This is a genomic window from Streptomyces sp. NPDC048106 (assembly GCF_040706415.1).
Classification (GTDB): Bacteria; Actinomycetota; Actinomycetes; order Streptomycetales; family Streptomycetaceae; genus Streptomyces.
Genome location: NZ_JBEZND010000029.1, coordinates 50,680 through 68,631, shown reverse-complemented (window position 1 = coordinate 68,631; position 17,952 = coordinate 50,680). Strand labels below are relative to the sequence as shown.

Sequence of the window (17,952 nt, the reverse complement as noted above, 5' to 3'; positions counted from 1 at the left end):
CGAGTGCGCGAAACCGTTACGGACATCGCGCACCGGCAGGACCCTGAACAGGGAGAATGGAGAACTCTCACTGGAATACCTAGGGTCGGCGCGTGGCTTTTATCGTGGTGTGCGAGGATGACGCGGCGGTCCGCGACGTACTCAAGCGCGCACTCGAGCACGACGGCCACAAGGTCGCGGTCGCTCCTACCGCGGACAGCCTGCTGCGGAACCTTGATCCAGTCCCTGACCTGGTCGTCCTGGATCTCGGACTCCCGGACGCCGACGGTCGCGATGTCTGCTTGGCGCTGCGGGCACGCGGCGTTGATGCCCCCGTCCTGATGCTCACCGCTCTGGACGGCATGCATCACAAGGTGGGCGGCTTCGAGGCGGGAGCCGACGACTACATGACGAAACCGTTCGACATCCCGGAGTTGCTGGTGAGGGTCCGCGCCCTGCTGCGCAGAACAACCGCGACGACCCCGCCAAGGGGCGTCGTTCTCGATCCGGCGAAACATGTCGTGATCCACGGTTCGGCGAGCGAGAGTCTGACGCCGACCGAGTTCCGGTTGCTGGGCAGGCTCATCGCCTCACAGGGCGACGCTGTACGCCGCCACGCCCTCGTCGCTGCCGGCTGGCCGCATGGCGCGCAGGTCAGCGACAACACCCTCGACTCCTTCGTGCGCCGGCTGCGGACCAAACTCGGTGCGCTGGGCGTGGCCGATCGCCTGGCGACGGTCCGTGGGGTCGGCTATCGATGGGAGTGACGGGCTTCCGTGGGAGAGTCGTCGCGCTTGCGGTTCTGATCGCAACAGCGGTGGCCGCAGTGCTGGTGGTGGTTTCGCATGTCTTGCTGAGCCGGGTGACCGACGCCGACGCGAACGCTCTGGCGCATACGCGTGCGGAGGCGGTGGCGGCGAACGTAACCGTACGCCGTGGCCACGTCGTGCTGATCGAGAGCGGCAACGAAGCGCTGGACACGGTCTCGTGGGTGTATGCCGATGGGCAGCTCGTTGACGGGATCGTGCCGGGCAGCCTCCTTGACCGCGTCGATGCGCTTGCCGGCTCCGCGCGGTCCCAGACCACCACGATCGGCAGATACCTGCTGTATGCCCAGCCGATCCGGCTCGAAGGCCACCGCGTCGTGACGGTCGTGAGGGTGGACCTGACGCCGTACGAGACGTCGGAGCAGCGCAGCCTGGCGATGTCGCTCATCTTGGGTGGCATCACGATCCTGCTGGCGGGCGTCGTCGCGTACCTCGTGGTGGGTCGTGCGTTGCGGGTGGTTCACGAGATGGCCGCTCTTGCCGACGACTGGGGTGATCACGAACCCGGGCGCCGATTCGACCTCGGCGTTCCGCGCGATGAATTCGGGGAGCTCGGGCGAACTCTCGATCGCCTGCTCGACCGCATAGACAACGCGCTCGCGGACGAGCGCCGGCTCACCGATGAGATCGCCCACGAGTTGCGGACGCCCCTGACGGCCCTGCGTGGCGAGGCACAGTTGGCGCAACTCTCCGATCACCATCTTGCACCAGAGGCTGTTCTGACCGAGGTCGACCGTCTGACCGCGGCGATCACGACGATTCTGAGTGCCGCCCGCACCCGGATCGACGGCGGTACCCGCTGCGATCTCAGAACGGCGGCGCGACAGGCGATAGCCGGTCGCTCCATCGAACTCGCCGTCCCGACCGATGTCGACGTCGCCGTGGCAACCGAACTCGTCGTGGCTGTGTTGTCGCCCCTGCTGGAGAACGGCCTGCGCCATGCGAGCTCGCGCGTTTGGGTCACGGCGCGCGTCCAGCCCCAGGGCGTCGTGATCGATGTCCTCGACGATGGCCCGGGGTTCGATCCGGCGGAGGTCGATCGGGTCTTCGAGGCCGGTGTGACCAGCGGCGACGGGCACGGGTTGGGGCTGGCCGTGGTAAGGCGTCTCGCCGCGTCCGCAGGAGTGGCAGTCCGTGCGATCGCGGATGGTCACGGTCGCGTCGAGGTGACCTTCCCCACGCCATAGGCGATCGCGCAGTCAGGTTGTGTGCAGGTTGGCCGAGCCAACCTCGTCGCATGACAATGACGAGCGAAGCCCGCACGCGCCGCAGCGGGCGGCTGATGCTGAACAAGGTTCCCGAGGTCACCGTCTGGTTCTGGGTGATCAAGATCCTGTGCACGACCGTCGGCGAGAGTTTCGCCGACTGGATCAACATGAAGCTGGGCGTCGGCCTGGTGAACACGGCCTGGATCTTCACCGCGGTGTTCGTGGTGGTTCTGGGTGCCCAGCTGCGGCTGAAGCGGTACGTCCCGTTCCCGTACTGGCTGACCGTGGTCGTTGTCAGTGTCACGGGCACGCTGTACACCGATATCCTGACCGACCAGCTCAACGTGCCGCTGTGGATCAGCTCCGCCGTGTTCTCGGTCCTGCTCGCCGTTGTCTTCGGCGTGTGGTGGCTGCGCGAGCGCACCCTCTCGATCCACTCGGTCACGACGCTGCCCCGTGAATCGTTCTACTGGCTCGCCGTGCTCGTCACCTTCGCGCTCGGCACCGCGACCGGTGACTGGACCCTCGAACTCACCGGCTGGAGCCCGGGAGTCTCGGTCCTGCTGCCGCTCGGCCTCATCGCGGCGATCACGCTGCTGTGGAAGTCCGGCGCGAACCCGGTGCTGTCCTTCTGGCTCGCCTACATCCTGACCCGGCCGCTCGGTGCCAACATCGGCGACTGGCTCGCCTCCCCGAAGGTCGCTCAACCGGGCGAGCCGACCGGCCTTGCGCTGGGCACCTTCACCACCAGCCTGATCTTCCTCGGCCTGATCCTGGCGACTGTCATCTACCTGACGGTGACGCGCTCCGACGTGACCGAGACCGACGAGGCTACGCACACCCCGCAGGCCACCGCCAACCCGCGCAGGGAGCGCACTGCGCTGGCGGGCTTCGCCCTGCTCGCCGTCGCCACCGTGGGCCTGCTGGTCTGGGCGCACAGCCGGCCGCACGTCGGCCCGGCCCCGGAGACCGACGCCACCTCCACCGTGCACCTCGCCCCCGGCCAGGCCGTGAAGAAGTTCCCGCCCGCGAAGGTCGACGCGCTGAAGGCACTCGCCTCGACCTCGCTCAAGGACGCACGGTCGGGGAACGCGACCGGGGCCCATGCCGCCGCCCAGTCGCTGCGAGACCTCTGGGATGCCGACCAGGCGTCGTTGCAGCCGCTGGACAACACCGGCTGGACGTTCATCGACGCCCAGATGGACCAGGTCCTGAAGACCTTCGGTATCGACCACCCGAACCCGCCGATGCCGCCGGCGCAACAGGAAGCCGAGCTCAACACCCTCCTCACAGACATGCGCTGACAGACCTGAGCGGCGCCGGTATCGCACCGCTCGGCGCGATACCGGCCTCGGGGGCGGCCCCATGATCGTGGCACGGCCGGTGCCGGATGAGTTGGGGGGAGCTGTTCCAGCGGGTGGTGCCAGAGCCGCCGGCTCGGCCGCGAGGTGGCGGCCGGCGCCGGCACGTGGACGAAGGCCAGAGTGTGGGCCAAGCCTCACCGCCTGGTTCTCGACGAACTCGGTGCTCGCGGTGAGCTGGACCGGTCCCGCCGCGCGATCGACTCGGCTACAGCCGTCGGAGCACAGAGCTCAGTGTTTCGATCTCCTGCGCGGAGAGCTTGTCGGTGAAGTGGCGCCGTACCGCGGCGTCCAGGCCGGGGTGCACGGCGGTGATGGCCTGGCGTCCGGTGTCGGTGAGGGTGACGGTGACACCGCCGGCGCGTTCGCGGGTGACGAGTCCGCGCTTGCCCATGCGGGTGAGCTGGTGGGAGATGCGTGTGCGGTCCCAGCCGAGCGACGCGGCGAGTTCGCTCTGGCGTAGGGAGCCGCCCGCCTTGTTGAGGTTGACGAGGATCGTCAGGTCCGGCTCGGACAGGCCCGCTGCCTCGGCGGTGTCCGCGATCACACGGGCTCGGACGATCTCGTGGGCGCGCTTGAAGGCGGACCAGAGGTCGACGGGCTCCGGTGCGGCGTCGCCCATGCGCTCGTCCGGCCCGGCGGCCCCGCCCCCTGGTGTTGACATATCAACGCCCCTCTTCCTAGTGTTGAAATATCAACGCTAACAGGTGGCCGCTGCTTCGCCTGACCCGTCGGGCCGCGCCTGTCTCTCCCGCCCCCTCCCGGAAGGCTCCATGCAAACCCGACCCCTTGGAACCGGCGGCCCGCAGGTCGCCCCACTCGCGCTGGGCTGCGCCGGCATGTCCGACCACACCGCCCCCGCCGACGAGGCTGACGCCATCGCCACCATCCACGCGGCCCTCGCCGCCGGCGTCACCCTCCTCGACACCGCCGACTTCTACGGCATGGGCCACAACGAGGACCTCATCCGCCGTGCCCTCCGCGCCGGCGATCGCGAACAGGCGCTCCTGAGCGTCAAGTTCGGCGGTCTGCGCGGCCCCGACGGAGCCTTCGTCGGCATCGAGGGCCGTCCCGCCCACGTCAAGAACGCGCTCGCCTACTCGCTGCGCCGCCTCGGCACCGACCACGTCGACATCTACCGCCCCTCGCGCCTCGCCCCCGACATTTCGATCGAGGACACGATCGGCGCCATCTCCGAGCTGGTCCAGGCCGGATACGTGCGCCACGTCGGGCTGTCCGAGGTAGGGCCGGAGACCATCCGCCGTGCCCACGCCGTGCACCCGATCTGCGATGTGCAGATCGAATACTCCCTGTTCAGCCGTGATCCCGAGACCAACGGCATCCTGGACACCTGCCGTGAGCTGGGGATCGGCGTCACCGCTTACGGGGTCCTCGCACACGGCCTGCTCACCGGCACCTACCGACAACCCGCCGGAAGTGACCCGCGCGCCCACTGGCTGCCCCGCTTCCACCCCGACAACCTCGAAACGAACCTTGCCGTCGCCGACCGGCTGCGGCCGCTCGCCGACGCACGCGGCATCAGCGTCGCGCAACTCGCCACCGCCTGGGTCATCGCCCAGAGCCGCGAGCGCGGCACCATCGTGGCCGTCCTGGGCACCCGCCGACCGCACCGCGTCGAGGAGGCCCTGGCCGCGGCCGACGTCACCCTGACCGACGCGGACCTGCGCACGATCGACGAGATCATCCCGGCCGACGCGGTGGCTGGAACCCGGTACGCCGCACCCCTCATGGCTCTGCTGGACAGCGAGCGCGGCCCGAAGCCGTCCGCAAGCACACGGAACTGACCGCCGACGGCCAGGCGGACTCCGAGGCTCCCACCGACATGGTCTCCCTCAGCATGCTCGGCGAACCGAGCCGGAAGTTCCGCGACACCTACGGAAGAGGCTGCGAATCATGAACACATCCGAGTCACTGCTCGCCGGGCTGGCCCGCTCCGAGAAGCCGATCGGAGTAGGGATCATCGGACTCGGGGCGCACGGGAGCTGGGCCGAGCGCTCTCACCTTCCGGCCCTGCGCGCCGTCCCCGGTTACGAGCTGAGGGCCCTGAGCACGAGCTCGAAACAGTCGGCGGAGCGCTCCGGACAGAAGCACGGTGTGTCCCGCGCCTTCGGGACGGCGGCCGAACTGGTTGCCTGCGACGAGGTGGACCTCGTGGTCGTGGCGGTGAAGGTGCCGCACCACCGGGAACTGGTGCAGACGGCGCTGAGCGCCGGCAAGAGCGTGCTGTGCGAGTGGCCGCTGGGCAACGGGCTCGCGGAGGCCGAGGACATGGCGCGGCAAGCGCGCAGCCGCGCCGTGCCGACCGCCGTCGGACTCCAGGCGCGGTCGCATCCGGCCCTCGCCTACGCACGGAATCTCGTGGCCGACGGCTACGTGGGGGAGGTGCTGTCCACGACGGTCGTCGGCTCCGGCGGCGCCTGGGGTGCCACCGTCGGCCCCGGCGATCACTACGTGCTCGACGCCGCCAACGGCGCGACACTGCTGACCATTCCCTTCAGCCACACCCTCGACGGACTCGCGTCCGTCCTGGGAGAGCCCGAGGAACTGCGGATCCAACTGGCGTCGCGGCGTACGTCGGCCGTGGACACCGAGAGCGGACAGCCGGTGCCCATGACCGCCGCGGACCAGGTGGTGGCCTCGGGACGGCTGCCGGGCGGCGCGGTAGTCACCTTCCACTACCGCGGAGGCATGAGCCGGGGCACCAACTTCCGCTGGGAGATCAACGGCACCGAGGGCGACCTCGTCCTCACCGCCCCGATCGGCCATCCCCAGCTCAGCCCGGTCACCCTCGAAGGCGGTCGCGGAACGTCCACCGGGCTCGCTCCCATGACGGTGCCGGACTCGTACGTTCGCGTCCCGCGACTGGACCCCCGAGCCGACGCGCCGGCCTACGCGGTTGCTCATGCCTACCGGCAGTTCCTGGACGACCTGCGCGAGGGCACGTCAGGCGTACCCGATTTCGCGCACGGCGCCGCCCGGCACCGCAGCGTCGAAGCCGTCATCACGACAGCCTGAGCGGATGTGCGGGCCGCGGCCCACGGCGCGATGGGAGCCCGGGTCGACGGGCGCAGTCCCGTAGCGCGGACCCCGGCGGGCCGCGAAATCGTGGCAGCCGCCTCGGGCTCAGGCCGGGCCTCGGAGCTCGGGCTCCGGTTCGGACTCGGCGGCGTCCTCGAACGCCGCGAGCATCTCCGGCGACCACGTCAGACTGCCGTCCCGCAGATCGCTGATCACTCCCTGGAGCCAGCGCTCCTCGGCGCCCAGGAGGACGAGAAGGTATTCGCACTCGATCAGAGTGATGCGCGGGAGGCCGGCCGGGGGCCCGGCGATCTGGCCCTCCAGCTCGGTGCGCCGGGCGGCGATCCGCTCCAGTCGCCGCTCCAGGAGGGGGGCCACCTCCTTCGGGTTGAGCATGACCAGGTTCGCCAGCGCCGCCGGGAACACCGGGAACTCCGCCTTGGGGACGGCCACCATGTGCTCCAGCCATTCGCGGGCGACCACCCGCCCCTCGTCGGTGACCTCGTAGACGGTTCGCTCCGGGTACTGCTGGTCACGTTCGGTGTGCCGGACGGCGATCAGCCCGCCCGCCTGCAACCGCTCGATGGTGCGGTAGAGCCCGGCCCGCTGGCCGACGTTGACCACCAGCTCCTTGCCCCACTGCTTGAGCAACTGCTGGATCCCGTACGGATGCAGCGGTCGGTGGTGCAGCAGGACCAGCACGGTCAGGCCGAGCGGGGAGCTCTTCACGGGAGCGGTCATGCAGGTCATCGTAGTCGTCGCGACAACTAGTTGCATTGAGACTAGTTGCTTTGCGACTATGGAGGGGATAACGCGATGGTGAGCGCGAAGCCTGGGAGGGGCCATGAACGTCAGCAACGGCAAGGGCAGTCACGTCGCCGGGGTACGGACGGCACTCGTCATCGGCGGGGGAGTGGCGGGTCCGGTGACGGCGCTCGCCCTGCGGAAGGCCGGGATCACGGCGACGGTTCACGAGGCTTACCCGACCGCGGCGGACGGGATCGGTGCCTGGCTCGGCCTGGCGCCGAACGGTCAGGCGGCGCTGGCGACGGTCGGCGCGGACGCGGTGGTGCGGGCGGCCGGGCAGCCCGTGCCCGGTGTGGTGATGGCGGACGGCGCCGGGAACCACTTCAGTCGCTTCGACGGCTTCCCCGGACTACCGGCCACGATGATGATGCCGCGCGACCGGTTGTTCCGGGCGCTGACCGATCACGCGGTCGCCGAGGGTGTCCGCTTCGTCTACGGAAAGCGGCTCGTCGACGCGGTGGAGACGGCCGACGGCGTCACCGCGCACTTCGCCGACGGCTCGTCCGCCACCGCCGACCTGCTGATCGGCGCCGACGGCATCCGGTCCACCGTCCGTACGGTGATCGACGCCCAGGCACCCGCGCCCGAGTACGGCGGCGTGCTGAGCCTCGGCGGCTACGCGACGGTGGCGGACGACCTCCGGGCGGAGCTGAAGGTCGAACCGGGCGTGACGTACTTCGCGTTCGGCCGCGCGTTCATGGGGTACTGGCGGGGCCCGGACGGGCAGCTGATCTGGTTCGGCGGGCTGCCCACGGACAACCCGCCGAACCAGGCCGAGTTGGCGCGGGTGCCCGCCGCCGAGTGGCTGGGCAGGCTGCGCGAGCTGTACGCGGGCCACTTCCCGGGCGAGCGCCTGTTGCGGCACACCGATCCCGAATCGCTCATGGTGGTAGGCCAGATGGAGCGGATGCCCTCCGTACCGCACTGGCACCGCGGGCGGATGGTGCTGGTCGGCGACTCGGTGCACGCGCCGTCCTCCAGCTCCGGGCAGGGGGCCTCGCTCGCCATCGAGAGCGCGATCGAGCTGGGCCGGTGTCTGCGTGATCTCCCCACGTACGGCGAGGCGTTCGCCGCCTATGAAGCGCTCCGCCGCCCGCGTGTGGAGGCCGTCGGGATGAACGCCGCGGCCGCCAACAAGGTCAAGGCGGGCAAGAGCGCCCCGCCCGCACCATCGGCACCCGAGGAGATGTTCCGCGCGCTCCACTTCCACCGGATCGACTGGGAGGAGAGGGTGGAGGAGACACTGCGGCGCATGGGCGGCGTGTAGGCAGGGGCGCAACTCTTGGCGAGTGATCCTCTGATCGCCGAAGTGTGATGTGTACCGGACCCGTCGGGGTGCTCCATAGCGCCGGAGCCGAGTCTCTCTGGCCGTCCGGCCACTGCCGGCCGTGGGCGTCGGCCGCGTTCGTCGCCCCGCGCCGCTGCTGGACGCTCGTGTCGCGGAGTGGTTCCCGCAGAGGTTCGACGACGGAATGATCTCCGAGACGGTCCACGACGACAGGAACGGCGTGCTGCGACGCATGGCCGAACTCCGAGCCGGCCGGAGCTCCTGCGCGCTGACCTTCTCGCCCCCGGAGCGGTCAGTCGGCGCGCAGGGCGTCGATCACGCTGCTGAGGTGGGCGCGAACGGCCTCTTCGGCCGCTTGCGGATCCCCCCGCCCTGATCGCCTCGATCATGGCCAGGTGCTCACTCAGGGACTGCTGGGGACCCCGGGACGCAACGCCAACTGGAAGCAGTGGCAGACCAGTTGGGCGTTGAGCCGCTCCAGCAGGCCGATGGCCGTGTGCTGGCCGGAGACGTCCCCCACCAGGGCGTGCAGCTCGTGGTTCAGCTCGGAGCAGATGACCGGATCGCCGTCGGCGACCGCCTTGGGCATGGCCTTGCCCAGGCCGGCCAGCTCGTCGAGCTGCGCGTCGGTGGCGCCGGTCGCCGCCTTGGCCGCGCACAGCCCTTCGAGCGCCATACGGCTCTCCGTGATCTCCACGGCCTCCTCGACCGTGACCACCCGAACCCGCGACCCGCGATTACGGATCCGCTCGACCAGCCCGCGCCTCCAGGGCGCTCCGCCGACTGGCACATTCAGACGTCTTGTCACTGAAGGACAACGGAACTTACTCTGCGGTAGGTAACCGGCAAGTAACCGCCGCTTCATATGGCATGCGCACGACAACAGTGACGCCCGGGACGTCCGCACGGTGATCCGACCGATCCGCGACGAACAAGGAGCACGCCTTGAGCCGCCAGAGATCCTCCTCCTGTTCCACCTCCATGGATGCGCCTTCGGCGGAGCCGACGCGGCGCCGCACCGCCCGGATCGGCCTGCGGCTGCTCGCCGCCGCCGCGGCGGGCACCGTCTGCGTCTGCCTGTCGACGGTCCCGGCCGCCGCCTCGGACACGCAGCCCGTCGTCTCCCGTGGCGTCACCATCCCGACCTTCTACAACCCGCCGTCCGAACTGCCGTCCGCGAACGGCGCGTTGGTCCGGACCGAGCCGATGTCGCTGGGCTTGAGCATCCCGGGCCTGGACGGCCGCCCGATGCCGGGCACCGCGACCCGCCTGATGTACAAGTCCACCGACTCCAACGGGCAGCCCGTCGCCGTGACCGGCACCTACATCGAGCCGTCGGCGGCGTGGAAGAAGTCCGGCCCCCGTCCGCTGGTGGCGATGGCGTCGGGCACCATGGGCCAGGGCGACCAGTGCGCGCCGTCGTACTCCCTGGAGCACCCGCTGACCCTCACCGGCGACACCATGTCCGTGGGCTACGAGGCGCTCGCCGTCTATCGGATCCTGGCCACCGGCGCGGCCGTCGTCCTCACCGACTACGTCGGCCTGGGCACCACCGACCGTCTGCACACCTACGTCAACCGCGTCGACGAGGGGCACGCCCTGCTGGACGCGGCCCGCGCGGCCCGCGCCGTGCCCGGTGCCTCCGTCACCTCGTCCTCCGCCACCGGCCTGTACGGCTACAGCCAGGGCGGCGGCGCCAGCGCGGCGGCGGCCGAACTCCAGTCCTCCTACGCCCCCGATGTCCCGCTCGCCGGCACCTACGCCGGCGCACCGCCCGCCGATCTGACCGCGACCATGAAGGGCATCGACGGCAGCGCCCTGGCCGGTGCGCTGGCCTGGTCGGTCAACGGCTTCGCCCAGGCCGACCCCGATCTGCGCGCGGTCGTCGACGCGAACATCAGCGACACCGGCAGGGCGGCGCTCGCGGACGCGTCCACCATGTGCGTCGGCGACGCGCTCTTCGGCTACGGCTTCACCAGCAGCAAGAAGTGGACGAAGAGCGGCAAGTCCCTCAGCGAGGTCATCGCCGCGGACCCCCGCGCGCAGGCCGCCCTGGACAAGCAGCGCATCGGCACCCTCAAGCCCGCCGGCCCCGTCCGCGTGGCCACGGGCGTCCAGGACGACATCGTGCCCCACGCCCAGGCCCGGCAACTGGCCGTGGACTGGTGCCGCAAGGGCGGCAACGTCACCTACGACGCCATCAATCTGCCGAACCTCGGCGACAAGATCCTCACCAACCACATGGTGCCGCTCATCACCGACCAGGGCGACGCCATCTCCTGGCTGACCGACCGCCTCGCCGGTGAAGCCGTCACGTCCAACTGCTGGACCATGCCCCTGCAGCCCTGACCCGCGACCACCGGGAAACCGCCGGGCCGGCGCCGGCCCGGCGGCGCGTCCGATGCTCGTCCCTCCGGCCCGAGCCGTCCCGGACTTCGGTGAGCGCCGGGCCCGGGGGAGCCGAGGCGGCCGGCTCGTTCAGCGCCGGGTGCCTTCGGCGTCGCTCATGAGGGGGTCAGGAGGCAGGCACGGCCAGGTAATCGCCGTGTTCCAGGTCTTCGAGCAGCGTCGGGTGGGTGGGTGACCAGCCGAGCAGCTCCTGGGTGCACGAGCTGGCTGCAGGCCCGTCGTGGCCGTAGGCGGTGGCCATGAAGGGGCTGACGAAGTGCGTGGCAGCCTCCTCGGGGGTGAGTGAGACCGTGGGCAGATCGAGACCCCGGGCGATGGTCTTGGCGATGCTCTTCAGGGTGACGCCGCTTTCGGCCACTCCGTGCAGCACGCTGCCCGCAGGCGCCTTCTCCAGTGCCAGGCGGAACAGGACCGCCGCGTCGAGCCGGTGCACCGCGGGCCAGCGGTGGCTGCCGTCGCCGATGTAGGCCGACACGCCGGTCTTCCGGGCGGTGGCGATGAGCATGGGGATGAAGCCGTGGTCCGCGGGGCCGTGGACGGTGGGGGCGAGGCGGACCACGCTCGCGCGCACGCCGCGGGCGGCGAAGCCCAGACAAGCCCGCTCACCCGCGATGCGGAAGGCGGCGATGCCGGCCGCGTCGGGCTCGTCGTTCTCCGTGGCCTCCCGGCCGGCGGGCATCACCAGGGTGCCGGAGGTGACGACGAGCGGCTTGCCCGAGTGTTCCAACGGCCGGCCGAGCGTCTCGATCGCGGTCCGGTCGCGCCTCATCATGTCGTCGAGGTCGGAGAAGTCGCCGCCGTAGGCCATGTGCAGGACGCCGTCGGCGGCTGCGGCGCCGCTGCGCAGACTGTCGAGGTCGTCCAGAGAGCCGCGGTGTGGTGTGGCGCCCAGTGACTCCAGCCGGGCGGCTGCGGCGTCCGAGCGCGCCAGAGCGGTGACGGTGTGGCCGCCCGCTATGAGCTCGGCGACGACTGCGGGGCCGGTCTGGCCGGATCCGCCGGTAACAAAGACATGCATGGAACCCTCTCCCGTTTAACGTCAGTTACTGGCGCTACGTGCGCCGGTCGCCGACCCTAGGTAGTGTCAGTGACTGGCGTCAAGTAGTGCCAGTGACTGACACATGCGGTACTCTCGGGGGGTGCCACGGAGCGGAGCAGAAGCGCGTCGCCGCCTTCAGCAGGCGGCCCTGGAGCTGTACCGGGAACGCGGGTTCGATCAGACCACCACAGCGGAGATCGCCGCCCGGGCCGGCGTCAACGAGCGCACGTTCTTCCGGCACTTCCCGGACAAGCGCGAGGTGCTTTTCGACGGCGAAGCCGATCTGCGTGCCGCGCTGATGGCGGCGGTGGCCGAGGCGCCCGATGGTCTGCAGCCGCTCGAGACGCTGCTCCGCGCCTTCCGAAAAGCCGGACGGATCCTGGAGGAGAACCGCCCGTTCTCCGAACCGCGCCTGGCGATCATCGCGGTGACGCCGGCACTTCGCGAACGTGACTTGGCCAAGGCCGCGTTGCTCACGGAAGCCGTCGCGGAGGCGCTGCGGCAGCGCGGTGTCGCGGACCGGCTGGCCGGCCTGGCCGCGCAGACCGGCTGGGCCGCCTTTCACCACGCGGCCCAGGCCTGGATCGACGACCCTTCACGGAACCTGGACGCGCACCTCCGCCGAGCCTTCGACGACCTGCGCACCCTCTCCGCGACCGCCCCGCCGCCACAGGCACGGCCCGAGAGCGGTAGTGGGTGAAGTCAGGCCGAAGGCCTCTCGGTCAGCCGCTCGCTCAGCTCCCACAGGCGTTGGGCGGACCGCGGGTCGATGGAGTGGGGTACGACGTCGACCGGGACCTCGGTGTCGGGGTCGGTGAGGTCGATGGGCCTGGGGTCCTCGTCCAGCGGTGAGATGTCGCTGTTGTTGAGGTAGACGCCACCGATGTCGGCGAGCAAGGGGCTGGTGGCCGCGAACACGATGGTCGCGGCGCCCTGCTCCGGCGTCTTCTGTCCACGGTCCGGGTCGATGACCGGCTCACCGGACTCGTCGATGAGGCCCATGGCCCGCTGTGCCTCCTCGCCCACCGCCTTGTTGAAGGCGGTGGCGGGCACGATGCCGGGATGCGGGGCGTAGGCGCGGATTCCGTCGGCGGCCCAGCGGCGGTCCAACTCGACCGTGAACAGGACATTGGCGGTCTTCGACTGGGGGTAGGCGAGGGCGGGATCGTACCGGCCGGTGGTGAAATGCGGGTCGTCCCACAGGATGTCGGACATTCGCTGGGCACCCGAGGTGGTGTTGACGACCCGGGCGCCGCCGGCCGCGCGCAGTGCGGGGTACAGGCCCAGCGTCAGCTGGAAGTGGCCGAGGTGGTTGGCCGCGAACTGTGCCTCGTAGCCGCGCGCGTCGTGCTCGATCTCGGCCGAGCCCGCGTAGCCCGCGTTGTTGATCAGGATGTGGAGGGGCCGGCCGGAGTCGAGGTAGCGGGCGACGAAGGCGTCGATCGACGCCGGTTCGAGCAAGTCCAGCCGACGGACCTCGACGTCCGCGATTCCGGCGACCGCCTTCTCGGCACGGTCGGGGTTTCGGGCGCCGATGGTGACCGAGGCGCCGGCCTTGGTCAGCGCGCGGGTGGCCACCAGTCCGAGGCCGGAGTGGCCGCCGGTGATGATCACGTTCTTGCCGGTGAGGTCGATGCCCGCCATGACGTCGTCGACCGTCGACGCGGGAGTGAAGCCGGATCCGATGGGGCGCTGATCGTGCGTGGTGCTTGGTGTCATGCCTCCAGCCTGTGCCGTCGCGATGGGATTCTGAATACTTGTCAGTCCGCGTTTTCTTCGCGAGAGTACGGAGGTGGACAGAGATCAGCTCTCCGAGGTGTTCGACCTCATCGAGGTCCGCGGTGTGCTCTCCGGCGGGTTCGCGGCGCGCGGTCCGTGGGTCGCGCGCGGGGCCCTCGGGACCCCGTTGAAGTTCTTCGCGCTGGTGAGTGGTCGTGCGCGGCTGACCACGGACGGCATCGACGCGCCGGTCGAACTGGAGCCGGGCGACGTCGCCGTACTGAACAACCGGTCGTGGCTGGAGCTCCGGGGCGGCACCGGCGACGCGCCGCCCCGCGAGATCCTGCCCGAGGAGAACGCTCCCTCGACCGACCTCCGCGGAGTCGACTTCGACACCGACGACGTCGTGGTCGGTGGCCGAGTCGACCTCGACCCGACCGGTCAGGCGCTGCTGGTGCAGGCGCTCCCCCCGGTCGGGCACGTGCGGGGATCGGCCGCCGCCGCGAACAACCTGCGCGGCACCATCCATCGACTGTTCGACGAGGTGAGCACACGCCGGATCGGCGCACATTTCGCGATCCGCCAGCACGTACAGCTCCTGGTGCTGGAGATGGTGCGCGCCTACGCCGGCCAGGCCGAACTGCCCCCGGGCTGGCTGCGCGTGCTGACCGACGAGCGGTTGCGTCCGGCGATCGCCCTCATGCACACCGATCCCGGAAAGCCCTGGAGCTTGGACGAACTGGCCCGCGCCACCGCGATGTCACGCACCTCGTTCGCCGAACGATTCCGGACCGTGGCGGGCGTCCCGCCCTTGGCCTACCTCGGTCGCTGGCGGATGCTGCTCGCGCGACAGGCGCTGCGTGACGGTGACGTCCGGGTCGGAGTCCTTGCCTCGAAGCTGGGATACACGTCCGAAAGCGCGTTCAGCACCGCGTTCAAGCGCCAGGTCGGACTGTCACCCCTCCGGTACCGGCAGCGCCTGCGTACGCAAGAGCCAGGCATCAGTGCGCAGGAGAAGGCTGATCAAGTCCGCACAGCGTAAGCGGCGACCGCCCGCAACGCGACGTCCACCGCGGCCTGCAGCTCCTCACGCCTCGCGCCGGCGGCGGCGTGGACGGCCAGGCCCTGGCTCAGCGTCATGACGAAACGGGCCAGAGCGGCGGTGTCGGTGCCGGCCGCCAGGTCGCCCTCCTGCTCCGCCCGGGCCAGCCGCCGCGCGAGCTCACCCTCGAAGACCGCCCGGTAGTCGGCCAGGAACTCGGAGATACCGCTGTTCGACGGCGCACAGGACAGGCCACCCTGGATGGACAGACAGCCCGGTGGATGACCGCTGCCGGTCAGTGCGTCGACACCGGCGCGCAGATAGCTCTCGATCGCGGCATACGCGGTCGGCTCCTCCAAGGTGCCCGCCGCGTACGCCACATAGGTGTCCCGGTAACGGGCGACGGCACGCTTGAACAGCTCTTCCTTGCTGCCGAACACGATGTACAGGCTCGGCTTGTTGATGCCCATGGCCGCAGTGAGATCGCTCAGCGAAGCGCCCTCGTAACCATGCTCCCAAAAGACATGGATCGCCCGGTCGAGGGCCTCGTCCTCCACGAAACCGCGCGGACGCCCCCTGCCGCGATAGGAAGCGGTGCTGCTCATGCGCCCACTTTACCATTCGGTACAAAAATGATGGCCCCCTCGCCAACCGATCGGTACAGAAAGCTGTTACGGTGGCGTGCAACCGAACGGTTCAAAAAAAGGAGTCACCTCATGGGTCAGCTCGACGGCAAGACCGCCCTCGTCACCGGCGCCACCTCCGGCATCGGCCTCGCGTCGGCTCAAGCGCTCGCGGCCGAGGGGGCGTACGTCTTCGTGACCGGGCGGCGCAAGGAGAAGCTGGACGAGGTCGTGGCCGGGATCGGTGCCGACCGGGCGGCCGGGATCCAGGCCGACGTCACCGACCTCGCGGACCTCGACCGGGTCATGGCGGCCGTCGGGGAGAGCGGCCGGGGCCTCGACATCCTGTTCGCCAACGCGGGCGTCGCCGAGGTGGCCCCCCTGGGCGAGATCACCTGGGAGCACTTCACGGACACGTTCAACACCAACGTCGGCGGCATCGTGTTCACCGTCCAGAAGGCGCTGCCGCTGCTGAAGGACGGCTCGTCGGTCATCCTCTGCGGCTCCAACGTGGCCATCAAGGCATCGCCGGCGATGAGCGTCTACGCCGCCACCAAGGCCGCCGTCCGTTCCCTCGGCCGCACCTTCGCCGCGGAGCTGGCCGGTCGGGGCATCCGCGTCAACACCATCGCCCCCGGTCCCACCGAGACCCCCGGCCTGCTCGGGGTGACGGGTTACGGCGAGGAGGAGCGCGCGGCCATGATCGCGACCGTGCCCATGAACCGCCTCGCCCGGCCCGAGGAGACCGCCGGCGTCGTGGCCTTCCTCGCCTCCGACCGCAGCAGCTTCATGACCGGCGCGGAGGTCCATGTCGACGGCGGGGCCAGCCAGTTCTGACACCGGGGCAGTGCCGCCAGGGCGTCGCCGACTTCCTCGTCGCAGGCGGTCCCTGTGCTCCTCGGCTCCTCAGCTCGTCAGGATCGCGCTCGCGACGACATCGAGAAGGTGATCGGCGCGTGGCGCGAGCGACGGCTGGTCGCCGAGCCAGGCGAGCGCCGCCACCAGTGCGAACAGATCGGTGCCGTCGATGTCCGTCCGCGCTGTGCCCGCGGCCTGGGCGCGGGCGAGGAGCCCCGCGCCGGCCGCGCGCATGGTGACGCACGAGGCGTGCAGTGCGGACTCGGGTTCCTCGATGGCGGCGGCCATCAGCTCCGTGACGCCCCGGTACTTGTGCGCGATCGCCGCGCAGTCGCGTAGCCACGTGGTGAGGGCGACGTCGGGCGAGCTCGATGATCCGAGTTCGCCGGCCTTCGCCGTCAACTCGTCGAAGCTCGTGCGAAGCAGGGCGTCGAGCAGCGCCTCGCGGGTGGGGAAGTGGCGGAGCAGCGTGGCGAGCCCCATGTCGGCCTTGCGCGCGATGTCGCGCAGCGATGCCTCGGCGCCCTGCTCGGTGATGACGGTGCCCGCGACTGCGAGCAGGCGGTCACGGTTCTTCCTGGCGTCGGCCCGCATCTGTCCCCCTTGACTATCCGGATCAGTGGTCCATATATTCGGATCAGTGATCCGGATAACCGGATCGCTGATCCGGTCAGCGTACCCCTCCCCGGAAGAGGCAGGAAAAACGATGCCAGCACGCACGATGAGGGCCGTCCGACTGCACGAGCACGGCGGCCCCGAGGTTCTGCGGTACGACGAGGTGCCGATTCCCGAGCCGAAGCCGGGTGAGGTACTCGTCCGCGTCCACGCGGTCGGCATCAACCCCCCGGACTGGTACCTGCGCGACGGGCTGCGCAACATACCTCCGGAGACGAGGCCGAAGTTCGACCTGCCCGTGATCCCGGGGACGGACGTGTCGGGCGTCGTGGAGGCCGTCGCCGCGGACGTGGCGGGCTTCTCCGGCGGTGACGAGGTCTTCGGTCTGCTCCGCTTCCCCAGCTTCGACGGCCAGGCGTACGCCGAGTACGTGGCCGCGCCCGCGTCCGACCTCGCACGCAAGCCGGCCGGCATCGATCACGCGCACGCCGCCGGGGCGCCCATGTCCCTGCTGACGGCGTGGCAGTTCCTGATCGAGCTCGGACACGATCACCCCTCGCCCTTCCAGGCGGCGCGGCACCGCCCGGTGGCGCTCGACGCCGGCACGACGGTGCTCGTCAACGGCGCCGCGGGCGGCGTGGGGCACTTCGCGCTGCAACTGGCGAAGTGGCAGGGCGCACGGGTCGTCGCGGTGGCGTCGGGCGCGCATGAATCGTTTCTGCGCGGGCTCGGCGCTGACGAGTTCATCGACTACACCAAGGGCCGCCCCGAGGAACTCGTGGGCGACGTCGACCTCGTTCTCGACGCCGTCGGCGGCCGCGACAGCAGCCGCTTCCTGCGCACGCTCAAGCGCGGCGGCGCCCTGTTCCCCGTGTTCTTCGGCGAATACGACGAGGAAGAGACCGCGAAACTGGGTGTCACCGTCTCGGGCACCCAGGTCCGCTCGAACGGTGCGCAACTTGCCGAGGCGGGACGCCTGTTGGACGCGGGCACGGTTCGCGTCGCCCTGGACAGCACGTTTCCGCTCGCGGACGCCCGGGCGGCGCACGAACGCGCCGCGCGAGGACATATCCAGGGCAAGATCGTGCTCACGGTCGGTTGAGCGGGCCCGGCTGATGCCGGGCCCCTTTTGAGCTGT

Annotated in this window: 17 protein-coding genes and 2 pseudogenes; 12 read left to right on the top strand and 7 right to left on the bottom strand. The window is 70.3% G+C overall.

What is annotated here, in order from left to right:
* The first annotated feature begins 92 nt into the window (after positions 1–92).
* The 4 genes and pseudogenes from AB0927_RS26765 to AB0927_RS26750 all read left to right on the top strand — a co-directional run.
* Positions 93–746 carry a response regulator transcription factor gene (locus tag AB0927_RS26765; RefSeq protein WP_366670266.1) on the top strand — a complete coding sequence of 218 codons (654 nt, stop codon included), beginning with the start codon at positions 93–95 and terminating at the stop codon, positions 744–746.
* Between the two features lie 50 nt (positions 747–796).
* Entirely contained in the window at positions 797–1,993 is a 1,197-nt protein-coding gene (locus AB0927_RS26760; protein WP_366670265.1) for a HAMP domain-containing sensor histidine kinase, read from the top strand.
* Between the two features lie 50 nt (positions 1,994–2,043).
* Complete coding sequence (locus AB0927_RS26755; protein ID WP_366670264.1) at positions 2,044–3,318, top strand: hypothetical protein; 1,275 nt, start codon at positions 2,044–2,046, stop codon at positions 3,316–3,318.
* Between the two features lie 86 nt (positions 3,319–3,404).
* Positions 3,405–3,588 (top strand): annotated as a pseudogene (locus AB0927_RS26750) (IS5/IS1182 family transposase); the annotation flags it as partial.
* Here the strand turns inward: AB0927_RS26750 and AB0927_RS26745 are convergent.
* Positions 3,584–3,997 carry a MarR family winged helix-turn-helix transcriptional regulator gene (locus tag AB0927_RS26745; RefSeq protein ID WP_366670301.1) on the bottom strand — a complete coding sequence of 138 codons (414 nt, stop codon included), beginning with the start codon at positions 3,995–3,997 and terminating at the stop codon, positions 3,584–3,586. The pseudogene AB0927_RS26750 and the gene AB0927_RS26745 sit on opposite strands and share 5 nt — an antisense overlap.
* Positions 3,998–4,148: 151 nt before the next feature.
* On the opposite strand from AB0927_RS26745, the gene AB0927_RS26740 reads away from it, so the two are divergent.
* Both AB0927_RS26740 and AB0927_RS26735 read left to right on the top strand, forming a co-directional pair.
* Complete coding sequence (locus tag AB0927_RS26740) at positions 4,149–5,180, top strand: aldo/keto reductase (RefSeq protein ID WP_366670263.1); 1,032 nt, start codon at positions 4,149–4,151, stop codon at positions 5,178–5,180.
* A gap of 109 nt (positions 5,181–5,289) precedes the next feature.
* The gene (locus AB0927_RS26735) at positions 5,290–6,411 is read left to right on the top strand and encodes a Gfo/Idh/MocA family oxidoreductase (RefSeq protein WP_366670262.1); all 1,122 of its coding nucleotides are present in this window, start codon (positions 5,290–5,292) and stop codon (positions 6,409–6,411) included.
* Between the two features lie 108 nt (positions 6,412–6,519).
* Here AB0927_RS26735 and AB0927_RS26730 read toward each other — a convergent pair whose 3' ends face one another.
* Positions 6,520–7,155, bottom strand: coding sequence for a PadR family transcriptional regulator (locus tag AB0927_RS26730; RefSeq protein ID WP_366670261.1), 636 nt, complete (start codon positions 7,153–7,155; stop codon positions 6,520–6,522).
* A gap of 103 nt (positions 7,156–7,258) precedes the next feature.
* Here AB0927_RS26730 and AB0927_RS26725 point away from each other — a divergent pair, with 103 nt between their 5' ends.
* Positions 7,259–8,488: an FAD-dependent monooxygenase gene (locus tag AB0927_RS26725; protein WP_366670260.1), complete on the top strand. Its 1,230-nt coding sequence runs from the start codon at positions 7,259–7,261 to the stop codon at positions 8,486–8,488.
* A gap of 313 nt (positions 8,489–8,801) precedes the next feature.
* Here AB0927_RS26725 and AB0927_RS26720 read toward each other — a convergent pair.
* Positions 8,802–9,269 (bottom strand): annotated as a pseudogene (locus tag AB0927_RS26720) (GntR family transcriptional regulator); the annotation flags it as partial.
* 185 nt (positions 9,270–9,454) lie between these two features.
* Here AB0927_RS26720 and AB0927_RS26715 point away from each other — a divergent pair.
* Positions 9,455–10,858, top strand: a complete 1,404-nt coding sequence (locus AB0927_RS26715; RefSeq protein ID WP_366670259.1) for a lipase family protein — start codon at positions 9,455–9,457, stop codon at positions 10,856–10,858.
* A gap of 166 nt (positions 10,859–11,024) precedes the next feature.
* On the opposite strand, the gene AB0927_RS26710 is transcribed toward AB0927_RS26715, so the two are convergent.
* Positions 11,025–11,936, bottom strand: coding sequence for an SDR family oxidoreductase (locus tag AB0927_RS26710; RefSeq protein WP_366670258.1), 912 nt, complete (start codon positions 11,934–11,936; stop codon positions 11,025–11,027).
* Positions 11,937–12,057: 121 nt separating this feature from the next.
* Between AB0927_RS26710 and AB0927_RS26705 the strand changes: the two genes are divergently transcribed.
* Positions 12,058–12,657, top strand: coding sequence for a TetR family transcriptional regulator (locus tag AB0927_RS26705; RefSeq protein WP_366670257.1), 600 nt, complete (start codon positions 12,058–12,060; stop codon positions 12,655–12,657).
* Positions 12,658–12,659: 2 nt separating this feature from the next.
* Here the strand turns inward: AB0927_RS26705 and AB0927_RS26700 are convergent, their stop codons facing one another.
* Positions 12,660–13,676 (bottom strand): SDR family NAD(P)-dependent oxidoreductase, encoded by a 1,017-nt coding sequence (locus tag AB0927_RS26700; protein ID WP_366670256.1) that lies wholly within the window; start codon positions 13,674–13,676, stop codon positions 12,660–12,662.
* A 73-nt stretch (positions 13,677–13,749) separates the two neighbouring features.
* On the opposite strand from AB0927_RS26700, the gene AB0927_RS26695 reads away from it, so the two are divergent.
* On the top strand, positions 13,750–14,718 hold the full coding sequence (locus AB0927_RS26695) for an AraC family transcriptional regulator (protein WP_366670255.1): 969 nt from the start codon (positions 13,750–13,752) through the stop codon (positions 14,716–14,718).
* On the opposite strand, the gene AB0927_RS26690 is transcribed toward AB0927_RS26695, so the two are convergent.
* A complete protein-coding gene (locus tag AB0927_RS26690; protein ID WP_366670254.1) occupies positions 14,700–15,323 on the bottom strand; it encodes a TetR/AcrR family transcriptional regulator in 624 nt (207 codons plus the stop codon). The genes AB0927_RS26695 and AB0927_RS26690 overlap by 19 nt on opposite strands.
* A gap of 111 nt (positions 15,324–15,434) precedes the next feature.
* Here AB0927_RS26690 and AB0927_RS26685 point away from each other — a divergent pair, with 111 nt between their 5' ends.
* Positions 15,435–16,178 carry an SDR family oxidoreductase gene (locus AB0927_RS26685; RefSeq protein WP_366670253.1) on the top strand — a complete coding sequence of 248 codons (744 nt, stop codon included), beginning with the start codon at positions 15,435–15,437 and terminating at the stop codon, positions 16,176–16,178.
* Between the two features lie 69 nt (positions 16,179–16,247).
* Here AB0927_RS26685 and AB0927_RS26680 read toward each other — a convergent pair whose 3' ends face one another.
* The gene (locus AB0927_RS26680; RefSeq protein ID WP_366670252.1) at positions 16,248–16,793 is read right to left on the bottom strand and encodes a TetR/AcrR family transcriptional regulator; all 546 of its coding nucleotides are present in this window, start codon (positions 16,791–16,793) and stop codon (positions 16,248–16,250) included.
* A gap of 112 nt (positions 16,794–16,905) precedes the next feature.
* Here AB0927_RS26680 and AB0927_RS26675 point away from each other — a divergent pair, with 112 nt between their 5' ends.
* On the top strand, positions 16,906–17,916 hold the full coding sequence (locus AB0927_RS26675; RefSeq protein ID WP_366670251.1) for an NADP-dependent oxidoreductase: 1,011 nt from the start codon (positions 16,906–16,908) through the stop codon (positions 17,914–17,916).
* Positions 17,917–17,952: the final 36 nt, after the last annotated feature.

Coding starts and splice junctions, on each gene's coding strand:
- AB0927_RS26735 (WP_366670262.1), top strand. CDS start 5,290: ATGAACACATCCGAGTCACTGCTCGCCGGGCTGGCCCGCTCCGAGAAG.
- AB0927_RS26685 (WP_366670253.1), top strand. CDS start 15,435: ATGGGTCAGCTCGACGGCAAGACCGCCCTCGTCACCGGCGCCACCTCC.
- AB0927_RS26675 (WP_366670251.1), top strand. CDS start 16,906: ATGCCAGCACGCACGATGAGGGCCGTCCGACTGCACGAGCACGGCGGC.
- AB0927_RS26730 (WP_366670261.1), bottom strand. CDS start 7,155: ATGACCGCTCCCGTGAAGAGCTCCCCGCTCGGCCTGACCGTGCTGGTC.
- AB0927_RS26700 (WP_366670256.1), bottom strand. CDS start 13,676: ATGACACCAAGCACCACGCACGATCAGCGCCCCATCGGATCCGGCTTC.
- AB0927_RS26745 (WP_366670301.1), bottom strand. CDS start 3,997: ATGGGCGACGCCGCACCGGAGCCCGTCGACCTCTGGTCCGCCTTCAAG.
- AB0927_RS26680 (WP_366670252.1), bottom strand. CDS start 16,793: ATGCGGGCCGACGCCAGGAAGAACCGTGACCGCCTGCTCGCAGTCGCG.
- AB0927_RS26755 (WP_366670264.1), top strand. CDS start 2,044: ATGACAATGACGAGCGAAGCCCGCACGCGCCGCAGCGGGCGGCTGATG.
- AB0927_RS26740 (WP_366670263.1), top strand. CDS start 4,149: ATGCAAACCCGACCCCTTGGAACCGGCGGCCCGCAGGTCGCCCCACTC.
- AB0927_RS26690 (WP_366670254.1), bottom strand. CDS start 15,323: ATGAGCAGCACCGCTTCCTATCGCGGCAGGGGGCGTCCGCGCGGTTTC.
- AB0927_RS26710 (WP_366670258.1), bottom strand. CDS start 11,936: ATGCATGTCTTTGTTACCGGCGGATCCGGCCAGACCGGCCCCGCAGTC.
- AB0927_RS26725 (WP_366670260.1), top strand. CDS start 7,259: ATGAACGTCAGCAACGGCAAGGGCAGTCACGTCGCCGGGGTACGGACG.